The organism is Arthrobacter sp. P1_D4, assembly GCF_056406115.1.
Window position 1 is genome coordinate 223,945 of the sequence record NZ_JBFUAU010000016.1, and the last position, 26,966, is coordinate 250,910.

23 protein-coding genes are annotated in these 26,966 nt (G+C 67.3%); 16 read left to right on the plus strand and 7 right to left on the minus strand.

All coding sequences use genetic code 11. The features are described 5' to 3' along the window. Position 1 precedes the first annotated feature (1 nt). The 4 genes from AC1D0A_RS16555 (at position 2) to AC1D0A_RS16570 (ending at position 6,138) form a co-directional block, all read left to right on the plus strand. Positions 2–1,012 carry an ABC transporter permease gene (locus AC1D0A_RS16555; protein ID WP_476946321.1) on the plus strand — a complete coding sequence of 337 codons (1,011 nt, stop codon included), beginning with the start codon at positions 2–4 and terminating at the stop codon, positions 1,010–1,012. Further along, positions 1,009–3,177, plus strand: a complete 2,169-nt coding sequence (locus tag AC1D0A_RS16560) for a dipeptide ABC transporter ATP-binding protein (protein WP_476946322.1) — start codon at positions 1,009–1,011, stop codon at positions 3,175–3,177. The genes AC1D0A_RS16555 and AC1D0A_RS16560 overlap by 4 nt, the downstream gene beginning before the upstream one ends. 69 nt (positions 3,178–3,246) lie before the next feature. Then, positions 3,247–4,944, plus strand: a complete 1,698-nt coding sequence (locus AC1D0A_RS16565) for an ABC transporter family substrate-binding protein (protein ID WP_243178070.1) — start codon at positions 3,247–3,249, stop codon at positions 4,942–4,944. A gap of 138 nt (positions 4,945–5,082) precedes the next feature. Then, on the plus strand, positions 5,083–6,138 hold the full coding sequence (locus tag AC1D0A_RS16570) for a Gfo/Idh/MocA family protein (protein WP_476946323.1): 1,056 nt from the start codon (positions 5,083–5,085) through the stop codon (positions 6,136–6,138). Between the two features lie 108 nt (positions 6,139–6,246). Here the strand turns inward: AC1D0A_RS16570 and ald are convergent, their stop codons facing one another. Next, entirely contained in the window at positions 6,247–7,365 is a 1,119-nt protein-coding gene (ald, locus tag AC1D0A_RS16575) for an alanine dehydrogenase (protein ID WP_243178068.1), read from the minus strand. 245 nt (positions 7,366–7,610) lie between these two features. Here ald and AC1D0A_RS16580 point away from each other — a divergent pair, with 245 nt between their 5' ends. After that, entirely contained in the window at positions 7,611–8,831 is a 1,221-nt protein-coding gene (locus tag AC1D0A_RS16580; protein WP_459385886.1) for a PucR family transcriptional regulator, read from the plus strand. An 8-nt stretch (positions 8,832–8,839) separates the two neighbouring features. Here AC1D0A_RS16580 and AC1D0A_RS16585 read toward each other — a convergent pair whose 3' ends face one another. The 3 genes from AC1D0A_RS16585 to ptsP all read right to left on the minus strand — a co-directional run bounded on the left by AC1D0A_RS16585 (position 8,840) and on the right by ptsP (position 11,314). After that, positions 8,840–9,109, minus strand: a complete 270-nt coding sequence (locus tag AC1D0A_RS16585) for a hypothetical protein (RefSeq protein WP_084476217.1) — start codon at positions 9,107–9,109, stop codon at positions 8,840–8,842. A gap of 74 nt (positions 9,110–9,183) precedes the next feature. Further along, the gene (locus AC1D0A_RS16590; protein WP_243178066.1) at positions 9,184–9,606 is read right to left on the minus strand and encodes a helix-turn-helix domain-containing protein; all 423 of its coding nucleotides are present in this window, start codon (positions 9,604–9,606) and stop codon (positions 9,184–9,186) included. A gap of 22 nt (positions 9,607–9,628) precedes the next feature. Beyond that, positions 9,629–11,314 (minus strand): phosphoenolpyruvate--protein phosphotransferase, encoded by a 1,686-nt coding sequence (gene ptsP, locus AC1D0A_RS16595; protein ID WP_476946324.1) that lies wholly within the window; start codon positions 11,312–11,314, stop codon positions 9,629–9,631. Between the two features lie 184 nt (positions 11,315–11,498). Between ptsP and AC1D0A_RS16600 the strand changes: the two genes are divergently transcribed. The 5 genes from AC1D0A_RS16600 to AC1D0A_RS16620 all read left to right on the plus strand — a co-directional run bounded on the left by AC1D0A_RS16600 (position 11,499) and on the right by AC1D0A_RS16620 (position 17,319). After that, positions 11,499–12,227, plus strand: coding sequence for a TetR/AcrR family transcriptional regulator (locus AC1D0A_RS16600; protein WP_028277575.1), 729 nt, complete (start codon positions 11,499–11,501; stop codon positions 12,225–12,227). Positions 12,228–12,285: 58 nt separating this feature from the next. Beyond that, positions 12,286–14,256, plus strand: a complete 1,971-nt coding sequence (locus tag AC1D0A_RS16605) for a PTS mannitol transporter subunit IICBA (RefSeq protein WP_243178064.1) — start codon at positions 12,286–12,288, stop codon at positions 14,254–14,256. Next, positions 14,256–15,404: a mannitol-1-phosphate 5-dehydrogenase gene (locus AC1D0A_RS16610; RefSeq protein ID WP_476943125.1), complete on the plus strand. Its 1,149-nt coding sequence runs from the start codon at positions 14,256–14,258 to the stop codon at positions 15,402–15,404. Before AC1D0A_RS16605 ends, AC1D0A_RS16610 begins: the two co-directional genes overlap by 1 nt. 185 nt (positions 15,405–15,589) lie before the next feature. Further along, positions 15,590–16,054 (plus strand): MarR family winged helix-turn-helix transcriptional regulator, encoded by a 465-nt coding sequence (locus AC1D0A_RS16615; RefSeq protein ID WP_476943126.1) that lies wholly within the window; start codon positions 15,590–15,592, stop codon positions 16,052–16,054. A gap of 38 nt (positions 16,055–16,092) precedes the next feature. Then, positions 16,093–17,319 (plus strand): MFS transporter, encoded by a 1,227-nt coding sequence (locus tag AC1D0A_RS16620; RefSeq protein WP_028277571.1) that lies wholly within the window; start codon positions 16,093–16,095, stop codon positions 17,317–17,319. A gap of 119 nt (positions 17,320–17,438) precedes the next feature. Here AC1D0A_RS16620 and AC1D0A_RS16625 read toward each other — a convergent pair whose 3' ends face one another. The 3 genes from AC1D0A_RS16625 to rraA all read right to left on the minus strand — a co-directional run bounded on the left by AC1D0A_RS16625 (position 17,439) and on the right by rraA (position 21,256). After that, positions 17,439–18,914 carry a sugar porter family MFS transporter gene (locus AC1D0A_RS16625; protein WP_243178060.1) on the minus strand — a complete coding sequence of 492 codons (1,476 nt, stop codon included), beginning with the start codon at positions 18,912–18,914 and terminating at the stop codon, positions 17,439–17,441. Then, the gene (locus AC1D0A_RS16630) at positions 18,911–20,677 is read right to left on the minus strand and encodes an MDR family MFS transporter (RefSeq protein WP_476946325.1); all 1,767 of its coding nucleotides are present in this window, start codon (positions 20,675–20,677) and stop codon (positions 18,911–18,913) included. Before AC1D0A_RS16630 ends, AC1D0A_RS16625 begins: the two co-directional genes overlap by 4 nt. A gap of 102 nt (positions 20,678–20,779) precedes the next feature. Then, complete coding sequence (gene rraA / locus AC1D0A_RS16635) at positions 20,780–21,256, minus strand: ribonuclease E activity regulator RraA (RefSeq protein WP_476946326.1); 477 nt, start codon at positions 21,254–21,256, stop codon at positions 20,780–20,782. Between the two features lie 154 nt (positions 21,257–21,410). On the opposite strand from rraA, the gene AC1D0A_RS16640 reads away from it, so the two are divergent. From AC1D0A_RS16640 to AC1D0A_RS16665, 6 genes are all read left to right on the plus strand, one after another. Then, positions 21,411–22,676: an MFS transporter gene (locus tag AC1D0A_RS16640; RefSeq protein ID WP_243178058.1), complete on the plus strand. Its 1,266-nt coding sequence runs from the start codon at positions 21,411–21,413 to the stop codon at positions 22,674–22,676. 181 nt (positions 22,677–22,857) lie between these two features. Further along, a complete protein-coding gene (locus tag AC1D0A_RS16645) occupies positions 22,858–23,415 on the plus strand; it encodes a TetR/AcrR family transcriptional regulator (RefSeq protein WP_439954085.1) in 558 nt (185 codons plus the stop codon). Between the two features lie 302 nt (positions 23,416–23,717). Then, positions 23,718–24,911 (plus strand): NAD(P)-dependent malic enzyme, encoded by a 1,194-nt coding sequence (locus AC1D0A_RS16650; protein ID WP_476943142.1) that lies wholly within the window; start codon positions 23,718–23,720, stop codon positions 24,909–24,911. Positions 24,912–25,080: 169 nt separating this feature from the next. Beyond that, complete coding sequence (locus tag AC1D0A_RS16655) at positions 25,081–25,290, plus strand: hypothetical protein (RefSeq protein WP_476946327.1); 210 nt, start codon at positions 25,081–25,083, stop codon at positions 25,288–25,290. A 64-nt stretch (positions 25,291–25,354) separates the two neighbouring features. Then, positions 25,355–25,855, plus strand: a complete 501-nt coding sequence (locus tag AC1D0A_RS16660) for a DUF456 domain-containing protein (RefSeq protein ID WP_476946328.1) — start codon at positions 25,355–25,357, stop codon at positions 25,853–25,855. Between the two features lie 33 nt (positions 25,856–25,888). Further along, complete coding sequence (locus AC1D0A_RS16665) at positions 25,889–26,938, plus strand: hypothetical protein (RefSeq protein WP_243178054.1); 1,050 nt, start codon at positions 25,889–25,891, stop codon at positions 26,936–26,938. The last annotated feature ends 28 nt before the right edge of the window (positions 26,939–26,966 follow it).

A 26,966-nucleotide genomic window follows, 5' to 3' on the forward strand; every position in this document is an offset into this window, starting at 1 on the left:
CGTGACCAACCTCAACACGATTGACCCGGCCGCCGTCCTGGACGAAGGAAAGTTCGGCGACGACGAGGTCGTGATCGGCAAGTCGCGCATCATCCTGCGGCGCTTCCTGCGCAACCGGACAGCCGTCGCCGGCCTCGCCATCTTCCTGGCCCTGACCCTCTTCTCCTTCATCGGCGGCTTCTTCGGCAACTGGGACAAGGAGACCATCGACCCCTTCAACATCGGCATTCCGCCCTCCGCGGAGCACCCGCTGGGCACCTCCCAGGCCGGGATCGACCTCTACGCCCTGACCGTCGAAGGCACCAGGGTCTCCATCCTGATCGGCGTCGTCGTCGGCCTCGTCTCGGTGCTGATCGCCGCCGTCTACGGCTGCACCATGGCATTCTTCGGCCGCAAGGTGGACAAGGTCATGCTGTTCATCCTCGAAGCCCTGATCATGATGCCCGCCCTGCTGGTAGTCGCGGTGGCCACGAGCGGCGGCGCCAACGGCCTGAAGAACACCGTCCCAAGCTGGCTGCTGCTCATCATCGTGCTGCTGGTCTTCAGCTGGATGGGGACCGCACGCCTCATCAGGTCCCTGTCGCTTTCCCTCATGCAGCGTGACTTCGTCAAAGCCTCCCAGTACATGGGCATCCCGCCGCACCGGATCGTCTGGCGCCACCTCGTGCCGAACATCGGCTCCCTGCTGGTCCTGGAAGTCACCCGCGGCGTCACCGGCGCCATCCTCGCCGAGGTCGCGTTCTCCTTCATCGGCATCGGCATCAAGGTCCCCGACGTGAGCCTGGGCGTCCTGATCGGCCAGTCGACCTCCCAGGTTTCCACCTTTCCGTGGATGTTCTGGGCGCCCCTGATCGTAATGTTCCTGCTGACCGGCTCGCTCGCCATGATGAACGACGGCCTCCGCGACGCGTTCGACCCCAGCTCCAGCTCCGTTGGCCGCGCCAAGAGGAGCAAGGCCACTGGCAACGCCACCGGCAGCGCCACCGGCAAGAAACAGAAGAAGATCAAATGACCAGCAACACCACCGCACGGGACACCGCCCAAGGCACCGACGAGCGCCTCCACGCCGCCGGGCTGCACGCCCCCGCCAGCGCGGTCCTCTCCGTCCGGGACCTCAACGTCCGCTTCAACACGGAAAACGGCGTGGTGCACGCGGTCCGCGGCGTCGACTTCGACGTGATGCCCGGCAAGACGCTGGGCATCGTGGGCGAGTCCGGCTCCGGCAAATCGGTCACGTCCATGGCGATCATGGGCCTGCTGCCCCCGACGGCGGAAATCACCGGTTCCGTCCGGCTGCAGGGCAAGGAGCTCCTGGGGCTCAGCGACAAGGCCATGTGCCGCCACCGCGGCAGCGACCTCGCCATGGTGTTCCAGGACCCGCTGTCCTCCCTGACCCCGGTCTACACGGTCGGCACCCAGATCATCGAGGCCCTGACCGTCCACAACCCGACCATGAGCAAGCAGGCCAAGGAGGCACGCGCCGTCGAACTCCTGGGGTTGGTCGGCATCCCCAGCCCGAAGGACCGGCTCAAGGCCTTTCCGCACGAGTTCTCCGGCGGCATGCGCCAGCGCGTCATGATCGCCATCGCGATCGCCAACAACCCGCGGGTTCTGATCGCCGATGAGCCGACGACGGCGCTGGACGTCACCATCCAGGCGCAGGTCCTCGAGGTGCTCCACGCCGCCCAGGAGGAGACCGGCGCCGCCGTCGTCATGATCACGCACGACCTCGGCGTGGTCGCCGGCATGGCGGACGACATCATGGTGATGTACGCGGGCAGGCCGGTGGAGACCGGCAGCGTCGATGACATCTACTACAGCCCGCGGATGCCCTACACGATGGGCCTGCTCGGTGCGGTCCCGCGCGTGGACGTCGCGGAAAAATCGTCGCTGGTGCCGATCGACGGCATCCCCCCGAACCTCACCCAGCCGCCCACCGGCTGTTCGTTCGCGCCGCGGTGCCCGCTGGCCAGCGAGGCCTGCCTCGACGGCGAACCGGACCTTCGGGCGGTGGCGCCCGGCACCGGGCACAGGGCCGCGTGCATCAAGAGCGAGGCCCTCGCCGATGTCGATGTCCACACGGTCTTCGCCGTCCCGGACGTGCCGGTATCCCGCTTTGACAGCCTTCCCCGGCACGAACGCAAGACTGTCCTGGAACTCCGCGACGTCAGGAAGCACTTTCCGCTGATGAAGGGCGCCCTGATCAAGCGCAGGATCGGCACGGTGAAGGCCGTGGACGGGCTGAGCTTCGATATCCGCGAGGGCGAGTGCTTCTCGATCGTGGGGGAGTCGGGCTGCGGAAAGACCACCACCCTGCTGGAAATCATGGAATTCCACAAGGACCAGGACGGCGAGGTGGTGATCGGCGGGCTGAGCAACAAGCAGGCCGCGGACGCCAAGGCCAAGAGCTCCATGCGCAAGGAACTGCAGATGGTGTTCCAGGATCCCACCGGGGCACTGGATCCGCGCTTCACCGTCTACGAGGTCCTGGCCGAGCCGATGGAAAACCTGGGCATGCCAAAGGCTGCCATCCGGAAGCGGATCATGGAGCTCATGGAGCTGGTGGGCCTGCAGGCGGACCACGTCAACCGGTTCCCCAACCAGTTCTCCGGCGGCCAGCGCCAGCGCATCGGCATTGCCCGCGCCCTCGCGGTCAACCCCCGGCTGGTGATCCTGGATGAGCCCGTCTCCGCCCTCGACGTATCGGTGCAGGCCGGCGTCATCAACCTCCTGGACAAGCTCCGTGCCGAACTCGGCCTCAGCTACCTCATGGTGGCCCATGACCTCTCCGTGGTCCGGCACATCTCCAACCGCGTTGCCGTCATGTACCTGGGCAAAATCGTGGAGATCGGCGACGTCGACGCCGTCTTCGACAACCCCCGCCACCCCTATACCCGTGCCCTGCTCTCCGCGATCCCGGTACCGGATCCGGAGCTGGAGCGCACCCGCGAGCGGATCATCCTCCAGGGCGACCTGCCCTCGCCGCTGGAAGCGCCGGCCGGCTGCAACTTCGCCACCCGCTGTCCCGTGTTCGCGGCCCTCCCGCCGGCCAGGCAGGAGAAGTGCCTGACCCTGGAGCCGGCCCTCGAAGCGTCCGCCACCGACCAGCAGTTCGCCTGCTTCTACCCGGACGGCGAACTGGACGCGGACATGGTCGTTGTCCACGAAAACCACTGAATCACCGGACCAGCCACACCACCCGAGAACCCACGCATCACACTCGCATGAAAAAATGAAGGGGATCACATGAAAAATCGGACCAGGATCGGCGGCCTCACCGCCGTCGTGGCGGCCCTCGCGCTGACCGCTTGCGGCAGCGGTGGCGCCTCAACCACCGCCCAGAGCGCCAAGGCACAGGATGCCTCCGGCGACCTGAGCAAGCTGGTCAGCGTCAACGCCAAGAAGGCAGCCGACCTGCAGCAGGGCGGTACCGTAACGCTGCCCCTGGGCAACATCGGACCGGACTTCAACGGCTTCTCCAACGCGGGCAACTCAGCGGACAACACTGAACTGCACTACCCGATCGACGAGGCCGGCTACGTGGGCTGCTGGAAGCTGGACTTCGACGGCACCGCCAGCCTCAACAAGAACTTCTGCGAAGACTTCAAGAGCGAGGTCAAAGACGGCAAGCAGACCGTCACCATCAAGATCAACCCGAAGGCCGCCTACAACGACGGCACCCCGATCAACGCCGCCACGTTCGAGAACACGTGGAAGATGCTCAATGGCCAGAACAAGGACATCGACATCGTCAGCTCCGGCGCCTACGAGTTCATCGACTCCGTCAAGGCGGGAAGCAGCGACAAGGAAGTCGTTGTCACCACCGCACAGCCGGTGTACCCGCTCAGCGACATGTTCGGCGGCTTCATCCCGCAGACCGTGAACACTCCCGAAATCTTCAACACCGGCTTCACGGGCGAACTGCACCCCGAGTGGATGGCCGGCCCGTTCAAGGTCGACAAGTTTGACTCCGCCGCGAAGACTGTCTCCCTCGTGCCGAATGACAAGTGGTGGGGCGAGAAGCCGGTCCTGGACAAGGTGATCTTCCGCCAGCTGGAGGCCAGCGCCGAGATCGCCGCCTTCAAGAACGGCGAGATCGACATGGCCGATGGCCGCACGCTGACGAAGTACAAGCAGCTTGAAGGCACAAAGAACTCCGAGGTCCGCCGCGGTCAGCGCCTCTTCGCCGGCGGCCTGAACCTCAACGCCCTCAAGGCCCCGCTTACCGACGTCGCAGTCCGCAAGGCAATCTTCACCGCCGTGGACCGTCCCGCCATCCGCGCCGTCCGCTTTGGCGGACTGAACTGGGAAGAGAACAGCTCGGGCTCGATGATGCTGATGCCGTTCTCGAAGTACTACCAGGACAACTACCCGGTCAAGGAAACCGGCGCCGACGCGGCCAAGAAGGTCCTGACCGAGGCCGGCTACAAGGCCAACGCCAAGGGCATCATGGAAAAGGACGGCGTCCCGGCGTCGTTCAAGATCACCAACTTCGGTGACGACCCCACCGGCCTCGCCACCGTGCAGACGCTGCAGAAGCAGCTTCAGGCGGCCGGCATGGACGTTGGCATCGACCAGCGCGGTGACGCCGACTTCGGCAAGGTGGTTGGCAGCCGCGACTTCCAGCTCACCATCAGCGGCTACACGGTTGGCGCCGACGCCACCTCCGGCGTGAAGCAGTTCTACGATTCCAAGACCAACGAGAACGAACTTGGCGACGCCGAACTGGACAAGGCCATCAAGGACCTCGCGTCCATCCAGGATGACGCCCAGCGCAACAAGGCCGCCATGGACGTCGAGAAGAAGCACATGGAGAAGTACTTCTCGATGGGCGTCATCATGAACGGCCCGCAGATCTACTTCGCCCGCACCGGCCTGGCCAACTACGGTGCAGCCCTGTTCCAGACCCCGGACTGGAGCGTCGTCGGCTGGCAGAAGAGCTAGCTCTGACAAGCACCACGCACTAACAAGCAGCACGGCCGAGGCCGGTGCCCCCGGAACCATCCGGGCGGCACCGGCCTCGTTCGTTTAGGCCCTGCCGGACAGGAGCCCGGTGCATGCCCAGCCGGTAGCCTTGGCACCATGAGCAACGATTCAACCCGGCCCATCCGCACCGCCGTCGCCGGTTTCGGCCTTTCGGGCAGCGTCTTCCACGCCCCGTTCATCGCCGCAAACCCGGCCTATTCGCTCGATGCCATTGCCACCTCCGACGCCGGCAGGAGATCTGCCGCCGCACACAGCTATCCGGCGGCCAGGATCGTCGACACCCCGGCCGATCTCCTCGAGCTCGCCGGAGAACTGGACCTGCTGGTGCTCGGCACGCCGCCCGCCACCCACTATCCACTCGCGAAAGCGGCGCTGGAAGCCGGCCTCGACGTCGTCGTCGACAAGCCCTTCGCTGTCAGCAGCGCCGAGGGGCAGGAGCTCATCGACCTGGCCGGGCGGCTGGGCCGGGTGCTCACGGTGTTCCAGAACCGGCGCTGGGACGGCGACTTCCTCACCGTTAAAGCCCTCATGGACACCGGAGCCTTCGGCACCGTGAGCCGCTTTGAGTCCCGCTTCGAGCGGTGGTCGCCCGACGTCCCCAAAGCATGGAAGGCGGCCGCAACGGCGGACGACGGCGGCGGGGTGCTGTTTGACCTCGGCACCCACCTGCTGGACCAGGCCGTGCAGCTTTTTGGGCCGGCCACGCTCATTCACGCTGAACTGGCGGCCCGGCGGCCCGGAGCCAAGGCGGACGACGACGTCTTCGTGGTCCTGCGGCACAGTTCCGGGGTGACCAGCCACCTGTGGATGAACATGCTGTGCGCCCAGCAGGGCCCGCGCTACCGCATCCTGGGCAGCGAGGGCGGTTTCACCAAGCACGGCGTGGACCCGCAGGAGCCGTACATCCTGGCCGGCGGAAGCCCGCTGGATGCCGACTACGGCGTGGAAGATCCGGACTGGGCCGGGCTGCTGGGGCGCGACGGGCACCTGGACCGGCTGCCCACCGAGCGCGGCGCCTATCCGGAGTTCTACCGGATCCTGGCCGCCAAGATCGCCGACGGCGGCGCCGGCTCGGCGCTGCCAGTCCCCGTCGACCCCGCCGGACCGCTCCAGGTGCTGCAGCTGATCGAGCAGGCCCGGTCCCTGACCTAAACAGCCATCGACTGCTCCGTAACTGCCGTTCTGGGGGTCCAAAAGGGCGGTTACGGAGCAGCCGATGAAGTGCCGCTACGCGGAGATGTGTTGGTTACACGGTGCCGGCTACGCGGAGACCAGCTCGTGCCAGTCGGCGACGAGGGGCAGGTTGTGCGCCTCGGAGACCGAGCGGTGGGCAACCTTGCCGCCGGCGATGTTCAGGCCGGCGGCCAGGGCGGCGTCGCGCTCAAACGCAGCCTTGACGCCCAGGTTCGCCAGCGAGACGGCGTAGCGCAGGGTGACGTTGGTCAGCGCGTACGTGGAGGTGTTCGGCACGGCGCCGGGCATGTTGGCGACGCAGTAGAAGATCGTGTTGTGGACCTTGTACGTCGGTTCCTGGTGCGTGGTGGGGTGCGTGTCCTCGAAGCAGCCGCCCTGGTCCACGGCGATGTCCACCAGCACGGAGCCGGGCTTCATCCGGGACACGAGCTCGTTGGTGACGAGCTTCGGGGCCTTGGCGCCGGGGATCAGGACCGAACCGATCACGAGGTCGGCGTCGACCACGGACTTCTCGATCTCGTAGGAGTTGGACGCGACTGTCTTCAGGCGGCCCTGGTACTGGGCGTCCAGTTCGCGCAGGCGGTTGATGTTGATGTCCAGGATGGTGACGTCGGCACCCAGGCCCAGGGCCATGGCGGCGGCGTTCGTGCCGGCAACACCGGCTCCGAGGACAACGACCTTGGCCGGACGGACGCCCGGGACGCCGCCGAGCAGCACACCCTTGCCGCCTGCCGGGGCCATCAGGGAGGTGGCGCCGACCTGTACGGACAGCCGGCCGGCAACCTCGGACATCGGTGCCAGCAGCGGCAGGGACCTGCCCTCCTGGACGGTCTCGTAGGCGATGGCGGTGACGCCGGAGTTGATCAGGGCCTGGGTCAGTTCCGGTTCGGCGGCCAGGTGCAGGTAGGTGAAGAGGATCAGGTCCTTGCGGAAGCGGTGGTATTCGGCCTTGACCGGTTCCTTGACCTTCAGCACCATGTCCGCGCGGCCCCAGACGTCGTCGGCTTCGGCGACGATCTCGGCGCCGGCGATCGCGTATTCCTCATCCGTGATGCCGGAGCCCAGGCCCGCGCCGCGCTCGACGAGGACCTCGTGGCCGTGGGTCCGGAATTCATGGACGCCGGCCGCCGTGATGGCGACGCGGAACTCGTTGTTCTTGATCTCTTTGGGTACGCCGATGATCATTTGTTAGCTCCAGTAGCTGGTGGCCTGGTGGGCCTGGATGAGCGGGGGATTCGTACTTCCAGAATAAATCCCGCTGTGAGGCACGCGACAGGTGCCGACACCGGGCGGTGGGCGCCCGCCGCGTCATTCCGGGGTTTTTCAAAACCGGGAATAGACATTTGTCGAGGGCGCGGACGTCAGGTGTCGGCTCGTGTCCGTCCCGGATGCATTCGCAGTGCGGCGGGCGGGGGCAGTAGTCTGGCAGGATGCAGCAGCAGGACGTGGAGCAGCTCGTGGAGCAGGTGGCGCAGCGACTGGGCCGCGGCCTCTCCCTCGAGGACCTTGACGGTCTGCTCCTCGCCTACAGCTCCAACCAATCCCACGCGGACCGCGTCCGGGTGAACTTCCTGCTCAGCAAGCGTGTCCCCGTGGATGTCATCGCGTGGCAGCTCTCCCACGGGATCGCGACGGCGGTCCGGCCGGTCGTCGTGCCGGCCAACGCGGACCTCGGCATGCTCGGGCGCGTGTGCGTGCCGCTGCTGGTGCGGGGCTTCCGGGTGGGGTACCTGTGGGTCCAGCTCGACGCCGAGGAGCCCAGTGCCGCGACCGTCCTGGGCCAGCTGCCGGACGTGGCGCCGGAGCTGGAGCAGCTGTCCTCCCTGCTGCTGGATTCCAACACGGCGGAGTCCGAGTTCCGGCGCCGGCGCGAGCAGGAGTTCCTTGCCGCGTGCGCCGGGGAGGCCAACGCGGCGGCGGCCGTCGCGGGCTGGAAAGAGGTCCAAGGCAAGGGGCCATGGCAGCTGGTGACCGTCCTGGACGCGGATGGCTGGGCCGGGGGCTCGGATCCCATCGCCGACACGCTTATTCACCGCTCCGCGGCGCTGCAGGCGACCATCGGGGTAGACGCCGCACTGTTCAGCGCCGGCACGGAGACCCATGCGGTGGTGCTCTTCAAGGAATCCACGGGACGCGCCGACCACGCCCAGGTGCTGGTCCACTACCAGCTCGAACTCGCCAAACGCTCCGGGCGCACGGTCCGGCGGATCATCCTTGGCACGTCCGAGGGATTCGCCAAGCCGCGGGAACTGGCCGAGGCCTACCGGCAGTCACGGCAGGCGGCCCAGGCCGCGGCGGTGGATCCCCAGCTGGGCGAGCTCGTCGACTGCCGGGCCACCGGCGTCTACCAGCTCCTGGCCTCGGCGGGCGGCGGCGCGGGAGCCTGGGCAGACGCGGGTTCCGTGTATTTCCGCCTCCTCGAGGACCATGACCGCAACCACGAGCTGCTGCCCGTGCTGGAGCTGTTCTACGACAACGACGGCTCGGTCCAGGAGGTCGCGGCCAAACTGCACCTGCACCGGAGCAGCATCTACAACCGGCTCGGCCGGATCCGCCAGCTGCTGGGCGTGGACCCGTTGAAGGGAATGGTGCGGCTGGAACTGCATGCCGGGCTCAAGGCGCGGCGCTGGGCTGGCCGGCCCAGAATCTAGCGGCGCGCTTAGCCCTCGCGCTTGGAGGGGTCGGCGTCGAGGGCCGGCTTCGCATCGTGGCCAGCGTCCTGGCCAAGGTCCTGGCCGGGGCCGGCGATGCCGGCGGCACTGCGGCGGCGGGAAATCCGGCTGTCCACCCAGAGCGACACCGCTACGAAAGCGACGCCGCTGGCCAAATACGTGGCGGTGTTGTTCAGGCCCATCGCGGTTCCGAAGATGCCAGCGAGCAGCATAGCGGCGATCCCTGCCACGATGTGCCACCCTCTGAATTTACCCACATTCCAAGCTTATCCCGCGGGATATCAGTGCTTCCGCGCCGGACAGGGATCGTTGCTTGATCCTTATCACTGCTTCATGAAGCACCGGCAGCCTCGTCATCCTGGCCGGCCGGCGTCCCGGCGCCCGCACCATTCTTCTTCTGCGTTTCGAGCCACGCCATGATGTCGGCCAGCCGGATCCGGCGGTGCGTTCCGCGGTACTCCACCGGGATCTCGCCGCGGTCGGTCATGTTCCGCAGATATGTGTGCGAGATTCCCGCAAGCTCCGCGGCCCGGGACGTCGTCAGCATTTCCTCGACGCTGCTGACCGTCACGGCCTCGCCGCGGCTGAAGCGGCCCAGCAGATCGACGACGGCGTCCCGCGCCGCGGGCGGCAGCCGGTGGACGGTGCCGTCCACGAACACCGTAATGTCGTGGCTGCCGTCGAGGGCGTACCTGAGGTTCTGCGCATCCTCGGCCGGGAGGCCGGCCGTCACCCGGGGGGCTATCAGTGCCATGAGTGCATCCTAGCGGCAGCCGCTACAGCCCAAGGTCCTCCAGGACCGGCAGTTTTGCCCGCACCCAGGCCCGGGCCTCCGTAGCGCTCGGCGCGGACAAGGCCAGCTTGGCCAGCTCCCGCGCTTCAGCCAGGGTGACGGTCTTCAGCACGGCGGCGACGGCCGCGATGGAACGCGCCGTCATGGACAGCGTGGTGACGCCCAGCCCCGTGAGGACGACGGCGAGGGCAGGGTCCGCCGCGGCCTCACCGCACACGCCCACCGGCTTGTTGTGGCCCTCGGCCGCGGAACCTTCCACGGTCAGGCCCACGAGCCGCAGTACGGCCGGCTGCCAGGGGGTGTTCAGGGCGGCCAGCGGGCCGAGCTGGCGGTCGGCTGCCATGGCGTACTGGGTGAGGTCATTGGTGCCCAGGCTGGCGAAGCCAACCTCGCGGAGGATGGCCTCGGCCGTCAGCGCCGCCGACGGGACCTCCACCATGACGCCGGGCGTCTTGATCCCTGCCGCACTGCACAGCGAGGCAAAGCGGGCCGCTTCCTCAGCGGTGGAAATCATCGGGGCCATCACCCAGACATCGGCCTCGGATGCTTTCTCCGCCAGGGCAATGGCCTGCAGCTGGCGCTCCAGGACCCCCGGCGTGGTGAAATCGGTCCGGTAGCCGCGGACGCCCAGGGCGGGGTTGGGCTCGGTGGCGTCCGTCAGGAACGGCAGCGGCTTGTCCGCGCCGGCGTCGAGCGTGCGAAGCACCACTTTCTTGCCCGGGAAGGCGTCGAAGACGCCCTGGTAGGCGGCGGCCTGCTCCTCCACGGTCGGTTCGGTGTCCCGCTCCAGGAAGCAGAACTCGGTCCGGAACAGTCCCACGCCCTGGGCGTTCAGGCCTGCCGCGGCCACGGCGTCCTTGGCGCCGCCGACGTTGGCCAGGAGCGGCACGAGGTGGCCGTCCGCCGTCGTGCCGGTCCCGTCAAAGGCGGCGAGCAGCGAGGCGGTGGCGGCCCAGTGAGCTGCGGCCGCGCGCTGGGACTCGTCCGGGTTCGCGGTGATGAGCCCGGCCGCGCCGTCCACGTACACCTCGGTGCCGTCGGCGAGTTCGTCGACCCCGACTGCGGCGACCACGGCGGGCAGACCCAGTGACCGGGCGATGATCGCGGTGTGGGACTGCGGTCCGCCGCCGGCGGTGACGAGGGCCAGGACCTTTTCCGGATCCAGGGTGGCGGTATCGGCCGGGGCCAGGTCCTCGGCGATGAGGATGAACGGGGTGGCGGACACGGGAATGCCCGGCGCGGGGACTCCGCGCAGTTCCGCCACGATCCGGGAGCGGACATCCAGGACGTCCGTGGCGCGCTCGGCCATGTAGCCGCCCAGGTTGTGCAGCATTTCCGAGACCGAGGCGCCGGCTTCCCAGATTGCCCGCTGCCCGGAGGTGCCGCGGCCAATCAGTTTGGTTGCGGATTTGAGCAGCATGGTGTCAGTGGCCATGAGGGCCGTGGCCTCGAGGACGGCCTTGCCGTCGCCCGAGACGGTCTCGGAGCGGGCCTTCAGTTCGTCGTGGACGGATTTCGCCGCGGCTTTCAGCGCCGCAGTCGCGTCCTCCGCCGTGACGCCGGCGGGAAGCTGCTCTCCGGCGGGCGGTTCGCTGATCGGTTTGGGCATCTGCCGGACGGTGCCGATGATGCGGCCGGGGCTAACGCCTACTCCTGGGAAGTTCTGCACTGAAGGTCCTCATATTCTGTCGTAGGCCAGTGGCCACTAAGCCGGTAAACCAGGTGCCGCAGCGACCCTGCTGATCATTTGCGCCTGCGGCTGACGGCTACGGCAGCGGGCGGGTCACGGCACCTGAAAAAATTGTATGTGATGCAGTTCATATAGCGTTGCTATAGGTGCTAGGGTAGCGGTTATGAGTATCGATGGCCAGCTACCACCCAAAGCCCGGCTGCTGCGTGCGGCCGCCGAGCTGCTGGCCAACTCCGGCGGATCCGCAGTCTCGACCCGCCAGATCACGCAGCTGGCCGGTGTCACGGCACCGACCCTCTACCACCACTTTGGTGACAAAGAAGGGCTGTTCGACGCCGTCGTCGCAGCAGGTTTCGACGAATATGTCGCGGGCGAACGGGACTTCGCGCCCTCTGGCCAGCCTCTGGAGGACATCCGGAGGATGTGGGACAACCATGTCCAGTTCGGGCTGAAACAGCCGGAACTGTACCTCGTCATGTTCGGCAATATCCGCCCTGAGAGCCGCCCGGCCATCGTCGCCGATGCCGAGGCCCTCATGGAGGAAATGCTGAACAAGGCGGCTGTCTCCGGCCAGCTCAACGTCCCGCCCAAGGAGGCGGCCAGGTCCATCCTGGCGGCCAATGTGGGCATGACCCTCATGCTGATCGCGGAAAAGGTGCCGGAGCGGAACCTCGAGCTCTCCGCCATGACCCGCGACGCCATGATCTTTGCGGTTTCCACCGAGCAGGCCCGGGACAACGGTTCTGTGGACAGCGGAAAGTCCTCAGTGGTTGTGGCGGCCATCGCATTGAACGCAGCCCTCCAGGCGTCCCACTCGGACCAGCTCTCCAGCTCGGAACTCAAACTCTTCCTCGAATGGCTCCACCGGATCTCCAACAGCTCCACCAGCTAGCTCGGCGAAATTATCGGACCATCCTGCAATGCAGCGGGAACGACGGTTAGGAACTCACATGGCAACAGAGACAGTTGCGAAACCACGCACCAGCATGCGCGTACACGTCCAGAAATTCGGGACGTTCCTGTCCGGAATGATCATGCCCAACATCGGCGCCTTCATCGCCTGGGGCTTCATCACGGCGCTCTTCATCCCGGCCGGCTTCTTCCCCAATGCGGAGCTCGGCAAGCTTGTCGGGCCCATGATCACGTACATGCTCCCGCTGCTGATCGGCTACACCGGCGGCCGGATGGTCTACGGCGTGCGCGGCGGCGTGGTGGGCGCGGTGGCCACCATGGGCGTCATCGTCGGTACCGACATCCCCATGTTCATCGGCGCCATGATCCTTGGCCCGCTCACTGCCTGGATCATGATGAAGCTGGACAAGATCTGGGAAGGCCGCGTCAAGCCCGGCTTCGAAATGCTGATCGACAACTTCTCGGCAGGCATCGTTGCCGCCGCCATGGCGGTCGTCGGCATGCTGGTGGTCGGCCCGATCGTGAAGGCCTTCAGCAATGGCGCCAGCGCCGTGGTCGAATTCCTGGTCACCAACGGCCTGCTGCCCTTCACTAGCATCTTCATCGAGCCCGCAAAGGTCCTGTTCCTCAACAACGCCGTTAACCACGGCATCCTCACCCCGCTGGGCACGCAGCAGGCGCTCGAGCAGGGCAAGTCCATCCTGTTCCTGCTTGAAGCCAACCCCGGTCCGGGCTTCGGCATCCTGCTCGCCTTTTCCTTCTTCGGCAAGGGCCTGGCCAAGGCGTCCGCGCCGGGCGCAGCCGTGATCCAGTTCGTCGGCGGTATCCATGAGATCTACTTCCCGTACGTCCTGATGAAGCCGATGACGATCTTCGCCGCAATCGGCGGCGGCATGACCGGCATCTTTACGCTCGTGGTCACCGGTGCCGGACTCCGGTCCCCGGCAGCCCCGGGCAGCATCATCGCGGTCTACGCCTCCACGGCACGCGACAGCTACGTCGGCGTGACGCTCTCCGTCCTCTTTGCCACCACCGTGTCCTTCCTGATCGCCTCGGTGGTCCTGAAAGCCAGCAAGGCGCCCGCCGAAGACGACCTCGATCAGGCCACCCACCGGATGGAGGCCCTGAAGGGCAAGAAGAGCTCGGTGTCCGCAGCCCTGATCGGTGAGGGCGTGGGCGCCAGCGGCGTCGCCGTCCTCGCCACCCCGATCAAGAACATCGTCTTTGCCTGCGACGCCGGCATGGGCTCCAGCGCGATGGGCGCCTCGGTGCTCCGCAACAAGATCAAGGCCGCCGGATTCACGGACGTCAAGGTCACCAACTCCGCGATCGCCAACCTGACCGACACGTACGACGTCGTCATCACCCACCAGGACCTGACCGAACGGGCCAAGCCCGCGACCGCCAGCGCCGTACATGTCTCTGTGGACAACTTCATGAACAGCCCGCGGTACGACGAGATCGTGGAACTGGTCGAGGCCAGCAACACGGAAGCCGGCACCACGGACGCGGCCCCTGCCGCGGCCGCCGCCGGCACCGCCCCCGCGGCCGCCGAGGCAGAAGCCGAGGAGGGTCCCGCCGGCATCCTGGTGGCCGAAAGCGTCGTCCTCAACGGCCATGCGACCACGCGGGACGCCGCGATCGACGAGGCCGGGCAGCTTCTGCTGGACCGCGGCGCCGTCGACTCCGGCTACGTGGACGCCATGCACGAACGCGAGGAATCGGTCTCCACGTACATGGGCAGCTTCCTGGCCATCCCGCACGGCACCAATGCCGCGAAGGACCACATCATGAAGTCGGCGGTCTCCGTTATCCGCTACCCGAACGGCATCGACTGGAACGGCAAGGAAGTGAAGTTCGTCGTCGGTGTGGCCGGCGTCAACAACGAACACCTGCACATCCTGTCCTCAATCGCCAAGGTCTTCACTAACAAGGCCCAGGTGGCCCAGCTCGAGGCGGCCACCACGGTTGACGAAGTGCTGGCCCTGTTCGGAAAGGTCAACTCCTAGTGAAGGCTGTTCATTTCGGAGCCGGAAACATCGGGCGCGGCTTCGTGGGCCTGCTGCTGCACGACGCAGGGTACGAGGTGGTGTTCGCCGACGTCGCGGACGCCCTCATCACCGAGCTGGCCGCCGCGGACAGCTACGAGGTCCACGAAGTGGGAGAGAACCCCGCAGTCCGTACCGTCAACAACTTCCGGGCGCTGAACTCCGGCACCCAGGAGGCCGACGTCGTCGCGGAAATCGCGACGGCGGACATCGTCACCACCGCCGTGGGGCCGCACATCCTGAAGTTCGTGGCGCCCGTGATTGCCAAGGGGATTGCTGCCCGTGCCGCCGGGCTGGCGCCGCTGCAGGTGATGGCGTGCGAGAACGCGATCAACGCCACGGACATCCTGAAATCCGAGGTCGTTGCCCAGTGGGATCCGGCCGCGGGCGCCCTGGACGCGGCCGCCGTGTTTGCCAACACGGCGGTGGACCGGATTGTGCCGAACCAGGAGGCCGGGCAGGGCCTGGACGTCACGGTGGAGACGTTCTATGAGTGGGTGATCGACCGTACCCCGTTCGCCGGGAACGAGCCGGTGGTCCCGGGCGCGACGTTCGTGGACGATCTGGAACCGTATATCGAGCGGAAGCTGTTCACCGTCAACACGGGGCATGCGGCGGCGGCCTACTTCGGATTCGAGGCCGGCCTGGGCAAGATTTCCGAGGCCATGGCCGACCAGGACGTCGCGGCCGATGTGCGCGCTGTCCTGGACGAAACCAAGGAGCTGCTGGTGGCCAAGCACGGCTTCAACCGGGCCGAGCAGGAGGCGTACGTGGAAAAAATCCTGGGCCGCTTCTCGAACCCGCACCTGCCGGACACCGTCACCCGGGTGGGCCGTGCCCCGCTGCGCAAACTCAGCCGGCATGAGCGCTTCATCGGTCCCGCTGCCGAGCTGGCCGAACGCGGAATTGTCCCCGAGGCGCTTCTCGGGGCCATCGCCGCGGCCCTGCGCTTCAGTGATCCGGCCGACGCCGAGGCCGTGGAGCTGGCGAAAATCCTCTCCGCGTCCACGCCGGACGAGGCCACGGAGAAGATCACTGGCCTGCCGGCGGACCACCCGCTCTTTGCCGCCGTGTCCTCCCTCATCGAGGAGGCCAAAGCGGTCGTCTAGCCGCTCCAGCCCAACGACGCTCCCTCAGATCGCGCGGGTTTTTGGGCGACGCTCCCTCAGATGATTGTCCGATACACGGACCCTCCCTCACTTCTGGTGAGGGAGGGTCTGTGTTTTTGACGCGAAAAGTGAGGGAGGGGCTGGCCGTTGACCATTAGGTTGCCTAACTGTTAGGCTACCTAACTATGAACGCCAGTGAATCGGCTGACCCCGGCCTCCTCGCTCTCGCCGAGGACTTCCGCGAGGCCCTCCGCCACAGCATCTACCTCGTCCGCCGCTTGGACGCCGACGGCGAACTCAGCGCCGCCCAGCTCAGCATGCTCAAGATGCTGTTGGACGCCGGGACCGCCGCAGGCGGCGTGCGGGTGGGCGAAATCGCCCGGAACCTCGGCGTCAAGGTGCCCAGTGCCACCGAGCAGATCATCAAGCTCGAACGCGCCGGCCTCGCCCGGCGCGAGCCGGACCCCGACGATTCCCGCGCCGTCCGGGTCACCCTCACGGACGCCGGCCTCGCCGCCGTCGCGTCCGCCAATGAGCGCCGCAACACCGTCATGGCGGGCGTTCTCTCGTCCCTTTCGGACGAAGACCGCGCCGCTCTCGCGGCCGCCCTCCCGGTCATCGGCAGGATCAACGCGACGCTCCTGGCCTGATCTTCACCCAACAATTCCAATCACTTAGGAGTGCCCCCATGCACGGCCAGCCCGCCGACACCCTGCCGGCAGCGGAAGTAACCCTCGAGGCCGAGAAGGCCTCACTGCTCAAACAGCCCAAGGCAGTGTGGGCCACGGCCCTCGCGGCAGTGTTCGCCTTCATGGGGATCGGGCTGGTGGACCCCATCCTGCCGGCGATCGCCAAGAACCTGGACGCCTCGCCGAGCCAGGTGTCGCTGCTCTTCACAAGCTATTTCCTGGTGACCGCAGTCGCCATGCTGATCACCGGCTACGTCTCCTCCCGGATCGGCGGGAAGCGGACGCTCCTGATCGGGCTGGCGGTCATCGTCGTGTTCGCCTCCCTGTCCGGCACGTCGGGCAGCGTGGCTGAGCTCATCGGCTTCCGCGCCGGCTGGGGGCTGGGCAACGCCCTGTTCGTGGCCACGGCGCTGGCCGTGATTGTCGGCGTCGCAAGTGGCGGCGCCGGCACGGCGATCATCCTTTACGAGGCCGCGCTCGGCCTGGGCATTTCCCTTGGCCCGCTCCTGGGCGCACTGCTGGGCGGCTGGCAGTGGCGCGCCCCGTTCTTCGGCACGGCTGTGCTGATGGCCTCCGCATTCATCGCGCTGATTGCCCTGCTGCCCAAGACGCCGCTGCCCGAGCGGAAAGTCCGGCTCCGGGATCCGCTGCTGGCCCTCGGACACAAGGGGCTGCGGACGACTGCGGCCAGCGGCCTGTTCTACAACTACGGCTTCTTCACCGTCCTCGCCTTCACGCCGTTCATCCTCGGCATGGACGCCTACGGGATCGGCGGGGTGTTCTTCGGCTGGGGTGTGGCCGTCGCGGTCTTCTCAGTGTTTGCCGCCCCCGTGCTGCAGAACCGCTTCGGAGCGGTCCGGGTCCTCACCGGCACCCTGGTCCTGCTGATGCTCGACCTTGTGGGACTGGGCCTGGCCGCCGGGCACTCGGTGCCGGCCGTCGTCGTCCTCGTGGTCATTTCCGGGGCGCTCCTGGGCATCAACAACACCATCTACACGGAGTTGGCCATGGGCGTGTCCGACTCGCCGCGGCCGGTGGCCTCGGCCGGCTACAACTTCGTGCGCTGGATGGGCGGCGCCCTGGCACCGTTTGCCGCGGCGCAGCTGGGCGAGCACTTCGGTCCGCAGGTGCCCTTCTTCGCCGGCGCGCTGGCCATGGTGGCCGCCATTGCCGTCGTCTTCGGCGGACGCCGCTACCTGGCGGCGCACGAGCCGCACGTGGTGTAGCAACGCCCGGTGTTGTGCAGAACCCGCTGAGGTGACAAAGAACGCCCATGCTTCCGAGGAAGCATGGGCGTTCTTTGTCGGAACGCTGAAGGCGCGGCGGGCCTGACAGAAGCGCCGGCTCAGGCCCTGGCGGACTCTTTCGCGGATTCCTTGGCGGCTTCCTTTGCGGATCCCTTGGGTACGAACAGGGTTTCGGCCTGCTCCAGGGACATGCCGTTGGTCTCCGGGACCTTGAACATGACGAAGAAGAAAGACGCCGCCGCGAACAGCGCGTACATGGCGTACGTCAGCGGCAGGGAGGCCGCGGCCATGACCGGGAAGCTCAGGGTGATGGCGAAGTTGGCGATCCACTGCGCGGCCGCGGCCAGGCCCAGGGCCCGGGCGCGGATCCGGGACGGGAAGATCTCCCCCAGCAGTACCCACACCAGCGGGCCCCAGGAGGCGCCGAAGCTGATGACGAAGACGTTGGCGGCGACCAGCGCCGCTGGCCCCCACGCACCCGGCAGCGAGATCGCGTCGCCGGACCCGGTGGCCGAGCCGAAGGCCAGCGCCATGGTGCCCAGCGAGAGGGCCATGCCGATGGAGCCGGCCAGCATGATCGGACGGCGACCGATCCGGTCCACCAGGGCGATTGCCACGAGCGTGACCAGGATGTTGGTGACGGCGGTGGCCACGGAGATGGTGAGCGAATCCTTTTCCTGGAAGCCCACCGCCTTCCACAGCGTGGTGGAGTAGTAGAAGATCACGTTGATGCCGACGAACTGCTGCAGCACGGACAGGATGATACCGATCCAGACCACCGGCTGCAGGCCCAGGGCCTTGCCGCGCAGGGATCCCTTCTGGCCGGCGAGCTTGTCCTCGTCGATGGCCTTCTTGATGTCGCGCAGGTGCCGGTCCGAGTCATCGTCCGGGGCGATCGAATTGAAGACCCTGAGGGCCTCCTCGTCCTTGCCCTGGAACACCAGGAACCGCGGCGATTCGGGCAGGGTGAAGGCGATCCAGCCGTAGACGACCGCGGGGACGGCGGCGGCCATGAACATCCAGCGCCAGGCTTCCAAACCAAGCCACAGGGCCTGGTCCGCGCCGCCGGCCGACGTCGCGAACACGGCGTCGGAGAGCAGGGCGGCGAAGATGCCGGTGGTGATCGCCAGCTGCTGCAGCGAGGCCAGGCGGCCCCGGACGTGGCGGGGGGAAATTTCGGAAATGTAGGCCGGCGCGATCACCGAGGCCAGGCCGATGCCGAGCCCGCCCACCAGGCGCCAGAAGATCAGGTCCCAGACGCCGAACGCGAACCCGGTGCCGATGGCGCTGACGAGGAACAGCAGCGCGCCCAGCTTCATGGCCGGGATCCGGCCGTAGCGGTCGGCGATCTTGCCGGCCAGGTAGGCCCCTGCCGCGCAGCCGAGGAGGGCCACGGCGACGGCGAAGCCGGTCACAGCCTCGCTGAGGGCGAACTCGTCCTTGATCGCGTCGACGGCGCCGTTGACGACGGAGGAGTCAAAGCCGAAGAGGAAGCCGCCGACGGCGCCCGCTACGGCCAGCCAAATGACCCTTTTTGGGATCTTGGCGGCGGTCTGGTCATGGGTGGTGGTCATACGGCTCCCTTGGCAGTTCGCGGTCCACGGCCTTCGCCGCAACTACCCAGTCTTGCACCCGACCCGGCGTGCCGCCTGTCACAACCACCGGAAAGTGAGACGAAACATACACTTTGCCGCTGCTGCGGCTGAGGACAGACGACGACGGCCGGCAGTCCAGAAAGACTCGGCAGGGCGAACGTGATCAGGAAGGCGATGCCGGTGAGCACGGCGGCCGTGAGCATGACGGTGTCGATCGACTGCGCGAAGCCCTCGACGATGGGACGGGTGAGCGTCGGGTTGGCCGTGTGCAGCCAGCTGGTGTCGTTCAGCGAGTCGTTGCTGGCGCCGTTCTTGAAGAAGTCGTAGAGCTGAGCGTTGGCCGGGTCGGCGGCCACGGCCGGATCCTTGAGCACCTTGAGGTAATCAGCATTCTGCGCGGCGTCCTTCATGCCCGTGGCGATCTTGTCCGCCGCGAGGCTGAAAAGCATCGAGATGAACACGGCAGTGCCAACAGCGCCGCCCATGGAACGGAAGAACGCGGCGGAGGAAGTGCCCACGCCCATGTCCTTCGAGGGCACGGAGACCTGCATGGCCAGCGTCAGCGGCTGCATGCAGAAGCCGAGTCCCAGGCCAAAGAACACGGCGATGGCGCCGGGGACCCACAGTGGGGTGTCCACGCCGAGGGAGAGGCCCATGACGACGGCGGCCACCGTCAGCGTAGCGGTGCCAAGGATCGGGAAGATCCGGTAGGTGCCCGAGGCCGAGATGGTCCGGCCCGCTGTGATGGAGCCGGTGAGGATGCCCACGGTGAAGGTGATCATCATGAGGCCGGCCTCGGTGGGGGTCAGGCCCTTGACCAGCTGCAGGTACATGGGCAGCATCGCGATGGCGCCGAACATGCCGATGCCGATGATGAAGTTCAGCAGCGAGGACAGGCCGAAGGTGATGTTCTGGAACAGCCGGAGCGGGATCAGCGCGTAGTCGGCGGCGTGCCGTTCGGCAAGCAGGAACGCGATGATACCCACGACGCCGAGCCCGTAGCAGAGGTAGGAGTTCGCGGAGCTCCAGCCCCAGGTGCGGCCCTGTTCGGCCACGAGGAGGAGCGGCACAATGGCCAGCGTGATGGCCGCGGCGCCCCAGTAGTCGATCTTCTGCTTCACGTGCTTGGCGGGGAGGTGCAGGTACATGAACACCACTGTGAGGGCCGCGAGACCGATCGGGATGTTGATCAGGAACACCCAGCGCCAGCCGTCGATCCCGAGGATGGTTTCGGTGCCCGCGAAGGCGCCGCCGATCACCGGGCCCAGGACGGAGGAGATGCCGAAGACCGACATGAAGTAGCCCTGGTACTTGGCCCGGTCCTTGAGCGGCACGATGTCGCCGATGATGGTCAGGGCGAGGGCCAGGAGGCCGCCGGCGCCCATGCCCTGGATGCCGCGGGCAATGGCGAGTTCGGTCATCGAGTGGACCGAGCCGGCATAGAGCGAACCGGCGAGGAAGATCACGATGGCGATGAGATACAGCGGGCGGCGCCCGAAGATGTCACTGAGCTTGCCGTAGAGCGGCGTGCTCACCGTGGAGGTGATGAGGTAGGCGGTGGTGGCCCAGGCCTGCAGGGAGAGGCCGTCGAGGTCATTGGCGATCGTGTAGATCGAGGTGGACACGATTGTCTGGTCCAGCGAAGACAGGAACATGCCGAGCATGAGTCCCACCATGACGGTGATGGTCTGACGGTGGGTCAGGACCTCTCCCGCGGCGCGCACGGAGGTGGTTTTGGACATGACTGCTCCAAGGTGAAGTGGGGGATTAAGCGGATAGTTGCTTTCAGTAACTATGTTACTGGCTGAATTGTTCCCGCCACTACCTCGGGGAGAAGAAAGTCCTTACCGTTCGACCAGGATCCCGTCCGGATCGCACCAGATCATCACGCCCGGGCGGATGGCCACGCCGTCGATCTCCAGGGGCACGTCGATTGCCCCGGCGCCGTCCTTGGCGCTCTTGCGCGGGTTGCTGCCCAGTGCCTTGACCCCGAGCGGCAGAGCCGTGATGGCGAGCCGGTCCCGGATGGCACCGTTGATGACGACGCCGGCCCAGCCGTTCGCGACGGCGCTCGCCGCGATCATGTCCCCCATCAGTGCCGTGCGGAGGGAACCGGCGCCGTCGACCACCAGGACGGAGCCGTGGCCGGGAGTGGCCAGCACGGTCTTGACCAGCGCGTTGTCCTCAAAGCAGCGAATGGTCCGGACCGGTCCGCTGAAATGCGTGTGCCCGCCCAGGGACTGGAACTGCACCGACACGGATTCCAGCTCCCCGCCGCGCTCGTCGTAAAGGTCTGCAGTATTCAGGGCGGAAGCGTTCACAGTGACTCCTTGCGTGTTTACGGGATGGCATGGCAGAGCGGGTTGGCAGTGTGTTTCATGATCGAGACTCGCACATTGCGCCCAGATCCGCCGAGTCCCGGTAGTCTGGCTGCGCACTGATACATATGCCTGAGCATCAGTTCCAGGGGGAGCCATGAGCATGTCCGATACCACCGCGCCGGCGCTCGCCGAACCCGAACGCCGCGTCCGGCCTGTCTGGACGGCAGGGGTGGTGTTGGTCAACGTCGGCATCAACGCGGCATTCTTCGGCCCGCTCCAGGTGCTCCTCGGCCAGCAGGCGGCAGCCTTTAGCGAACCGGACAAGGAAGCCATCCTCGCCCTCGTGACGGGTGCGGGGGCGGCCGTGTCCCTGGTGGCCAACCCCCTCTTCGGCGCCTTCAGCGACCGGACCACCGCGCGCCGGGGGCGGCGGGTGCCGTGGGTGCTCTTCGGTGCCGTCCTGGGTGCCGCGGCCCTGATCGCGCTGGCGGGCGCCCCGGGCGTTGCCGCCATGACGCTGCTCTGGTGCCTCGTCCAGGCCGGCTGCAACGGCGCCTATGCGGCCATCACGGCGGCCATCCCGGACCGCGTGCCGGTACCCCAGCGCGGCATGGTCGGCGGCCTTGCCGCCATGGGCCAGACAGCGGGAATCCTGGCAGGGGCGGCGATCGCCGCCGCCGTCGCCGGAAACTTCGCCGCGGGGTATGTTGTCTGCGCGGTGGCGCTGCTCGCCGGCGTCGTCCTCTATTACTACAAGAACGACGACGTTCCGCTGCCTGCGCAGGCCCGTCCGCCGTTCAGCCTGGGCGGCTTTGTGCGGGGTTTTTGGATTTCCCCGGCCCGCCATCCGGATTTTGCCTGGGCCTGGCTGACTCGGCTCCTGGTGAACATCGGCAACCATATGGTCACCCTCTACCTGCTGTTCTTCCTCAACGACGCCGTCCGCGTCCGCGAAACCCAGGGTATCGAGCCCGAGTTTGGCGTCCTGATCCTCACGGGCCTGTATGCGGTCATGGTGATCATCACCAGCGTGGTCGGCGGCCGGCTGAGCGACCGCCTGGGCCGCCGGAAGCCGCTGGTCATCATCTCATCCGCCGTGATCGCCGCAGCCTCCCTCATTCTTGCCTTCGCCCCCACCTGGCCGGGTGCGCTGATCGGCGCGTCCGTGCTCGGCATCGGCTTCGGCTGCTATCTGGCGGTGGACTTTGCCCTCATTACCCAGGTGCTGCCCACGGCCCTGAACCGGGGCAGGGATCTTGGCGTCATCAACATTGCCAACTCGCTGCCGCAAGTGCTCGCCCCGCTGATCGCGTACCCCTTTGTTGCCTTCTGGGGCGGCTATGTGGCGCTGTACGTGGCGGCCGCCGTGATTGGGCTTCTGGGGGCCGTGTTCGTGGTGAAGATCAAGGGCGTGGACTGACCCGGCCGCGTTCCGTACAGGGGCTTCGGCGCCCCGGTCTACTCGCCGGGCCCCCGGATTCGTGGCGTATAGTGGACGGCAATTGCCGCGGCAGCGCGGTGGGCGGATCGCGCCCGGCTGCCGAGAAAAACGACCCCCCGGAACGCTGCTGATGCCTGATTTTCACTCAGATCTTCCACCGATGGCCCCTCCACCCACTCTGCCCCGGCAGCGGCTCCGTTACGTGCGGATCCTTGATGTCGCCGCGGGGTTTGCCCGCAAAGGCCTGGACTCCGTGGTCCTGTCCGAGGTGGCGGCCAAGGCGGACGTGCCACTGGGGACGCTGTACCGCTACTTCCCGTCGGCCACCCAACTGGTCCTGGCGCTGTACCGCAAGCAACTGGGCGAACTGCTCGCGGGGAGCTCGCCGGCGGCCGGCAAGGTCGCGGCCCAGGCCCTCGCGGGAGTGGTGATGGAGATCTTCCACATGCGCCTGATGCAGCCCGCCGTGGAGCAGTCCCTCAACCGGGCGGTCTACGTCAAGGACAACGACACAACGCGGCTGCTGCGCGAGATCGATGCGACGGCCGAGAAGGCAGTCACTGCGGCGTGCGGCGACCCGGCAGTGGCCCGGGTCCTGCTGCTCACGGTTACGGGCTTGGTCCAGGCCGTCCGCTGCCGCCGGCTGTCCCTCTTCGAAGCGGAGGAGGACCTGAAGAAGGCCTGTTCCCTCCTGCAGCGGGCCCCGCAGGCCGCGTAACTGGTCTAGACCAGCAGCCCGGAATATGCCCTCCCGCGTGTGATCCGGGTCACATATTCTGGAGGGGAAACGTTTCACCGCGGGGTGGTAACGCTCCCGGCGGGCGTAACGGGCGCGATGCCCTGTTTACCATTGCTGGACCGGAGCCGGCTGACGCCAGCAATTCGGGGAAACACCGGCGACCGCCACCTCTGGTCGCCGCCGCCCCTGCCAGACCAACTTGAGCATCCTTGCTTGAGCTTCCATGAGCCGTGCGCCCACGGTGAGCCCCAGGAGACAACGACGTGTCCACTGAAACGATCATTCCCGCCGATTCCACCTCCCCGGCTGAGGCAGTAGCCGTGCTCAGCGACGAGGAAATCTTCGCATCCCACGAGGGCGGCAAGCTGTCGATTTCCAGCACCGTCCCGCTTGCCAGCAAGCGCGACCTCTCCATCGCCTACACACCTGGTGTCGCCCAGGTCAGCCGCGCCATCCACGCCAACCCGGAGCTCGCCAAGACGCTCACGTGGGCCCAGCGCCTCGTGGTGGTGGTCAGCGACGGCACGGCCGTGCTGGGGCTGGGCAACATCGGCGCCAGCGCCTCGCTGCCCGTGATGGAGGGCAAGTCCGCGCTGTTCAAGGCCTTTGGCGAACTCGACTCCATCCCGCTGGTCCTCAACACCACGAACGTCGACGAAATCATCGAGACTCTTGTCCGGCTGCGCCCCAGTTTCGGCGCCGTCAACCTTGAGGACATCGCCGCGCCCCGCTGCTTCGAGCTCGAGGAGAAACTCATCGAGGCGCTGGACTGCCCGGTCATGCACGATGACCAGCACGGCACCGCCGTCGTAGTCCTCGCCGCCCTGACCAACGCCGCCAAGGTGACCGGCCGGACCCTCGACAGCCTGCGTGTGGTGGTCTCCGGCGCCGGGGCCGCCGGGATCGCGGTCGCCGAAATCCTGCTGACGGCCGGGATCGGCGACGTCGTCCTCCTGGACTCCCGCGGCACCATCAACAAGGACCGCGCGGACATCGCCGCCGATCCGGCCAGCAAGAAGGCCCAGCTCGCCGCCCGCAGCAACCCGCGTGGCGTGACAGGCGGCCCGGGGGAGGCGCTGCTCGGCGCCGACGTGTTCGTCGGGGTCTCCTCTTCGAAGCTGGACGAGGAGCACCTCAAGCTGATGAACCACAGCTCGATCGTGTTTGCCCTGTCGAACCCGGACCCGGAGGTCCTGCCGGAGGTCGCGGGCAAGTACGCGGCCGTCGTCGCCACCGGACGCAGCGACTTCCCGAACCAGATCAACAATGTCCTGGCCTTCCCCGGCATCTTCCGCGGCGCCCTCGACGCCGGCGCCCGCCGGATCACGCCGGCCATGAAGCTCGCCGCGGCCCGGGCCATCGCGGAACTGGCCGAGGATGACCTTTCGGCGGACTACATCGTGCCCAGCCCGCTGGATCCGCGCGTGGCCCCGGCTGTCTCCGCGGCAGTCGCCGCGGCAGTGGCCGCCGAGTAGCCGGACCGCGTCAGAAAACATCCGACACCGGACGACGACGGCGGCGCTTCCCTGAGGGGGAGCGTCGCCGCTGTCGTTCGGCGGGAAACCACCAGCACTCCGTCCGGGATCCGGAAAACTCGAGCCGGAGGGCCAGCTCTGTCCGGAATGGGACACCGGCAGAATAGACGTGGCCGACGGCATCAAGTCGCTGGAAATCACCGCCCCGGACGGTCTGGAGATCATTGCCGTCTGCGTCAAGGCCGGCTCGGCCAAGCAGGGCCTCGGCGCTCAGATCGACTACTTCTATTCCAGCCAGCTGTCCGTGACAATCTCGCACTACTCGGGCAAGGACATCTCGCACTACTCCGTCATGTACGGGGAGCCGTCCGGAAGTTAGGCGCCGGCATTCCCGGGCCCGGGGCCGTCAACGGCAGCCCCGGGCCCGGCCATAGACTGGTGCGATGAACCCCGAGAATGTCGTGACAGTGCTCTGCGGCCTCGCCATCGTGGTGGGCGTTGCCGGGACGATCATTCCCGTTCTGCCCGGCAGCATCCTGATCGGGGCGAGCCTGCTGGCCTGGGCTCTGTGGGGCGGCGCCGGGACCACCGGTTGGGTGGTCTTCGGGATCGGGATGCTTTTCGTTCTGGCCGGCATGGCCGCCAGCACTGTCCTGACCGGCCGGAAGCTCAAGGAGCACAGCATCCCGAGCCGTTCCGTGGTGGTGGGCCTCGTGCTGGGCGTGGCCGGCATGTTCGTCATCCCTGTGGTGGGGCTCTTTGTGGGCTTCGCCGCCGGGCTCCTGCTCAGCGAGCTGCAGCGGACCCGTGTGTTCGGCACCGCAGTGGCCTCGAGCTGGGCCGCGCTGAAGGCCACGGGCCTGGGCATGATCGTGGAATTCGGCCTCGCGTGCCTCGCCGCGAGCACCTGGGTGATCGGCCTCTGGGTGGCCTCGGCGGCCTAGCAGCGGCCTGCCGGAGCCTACTACCATGGGGGAATGAGCGCCGGACTGGGCGAATCCGCCCCCCAAATTCCCGACGGCCGCATTCCCGCTGGCCAGCTTGCTGACGGCGAAAGTCCCGACGGCCAGCGCAGGCCGTACACGGACACCCGCGACCTGACGCCGTTCCGCAAGGTAGTGGTACGGACACCCGTCCGCGGCCTGGCCGGCACCGTGGGCGGCGCGGTGGCCGGACTCATGGCGGGCCGGGCACCCGGGACGCTGGCCGCCGAAGGCGGGGTGCCCCGGCTGGGCAGGGTAGGGGGCCGGACCTCCGCCAAGAGGATGAAAGCCGTGCACTCCGCCGTCTTCGGCAGCACCGATCCTGACCGCCTGATAACCCTGGCCCGTTCCTACCCCGGCTGGGCAGGGGTGTGCTATCTCATGGCCGGGCTGCTGGCGTACGCCCACGGCGGGCACCTGCGCGCGTCCGAACTCCTGCAGCACGGCCTGAGACTGCGGAACGACGAGGACGCCAACCGCTACGCCGGCGAATACCTGGCCGGCGTGGTCACCAGGGTGGAGGTGGCCGAGCGGATTGAGGTTCCGGTGCTCTTCTCCGAGGAGGCCGTGTTCCTGGCGCTGTCCCATTCCCTGCGCGAGACCGGCCAGACGGAGGCGGCGCTGGCGGCGCTGGCCGGCCTGCCGCCGTCGTTGCCGCTCGCCCTGGCGCGCTGTTCGCTGGAGGCCGAGCTGGGACGCGACGTCGACGTGGTGGCAGAGACCGAGGGCCTGCTGAACGCGGATGATCTGTCCGCGGCCCTGCTGCTGGTGCGTGCCCGGTCGCTGCGCAGGCTCGGCGCCTACACCGCATCCCGGTCTGCCCTGCAGGAAGTCCTGCGGCGCCGGAAGACTGACTTCACCCTCCGCAGCGACGCGCTGACGGACACCGCCCTGCTCCTCCTCGAGGCGGGCCGCAAAACCCTCGGCGGCCGGGACTGGCAGCGCCACAAACCTGCACAGCTGGAGGCCGTGAAAGCCATCCGCAAAGACGCCGAAATGCACGAACTCTGGGACCGCGAATACGGGCGCGCTGACGACGACTGACAGGCTTCCACGCCCGATCGCGGCCAAA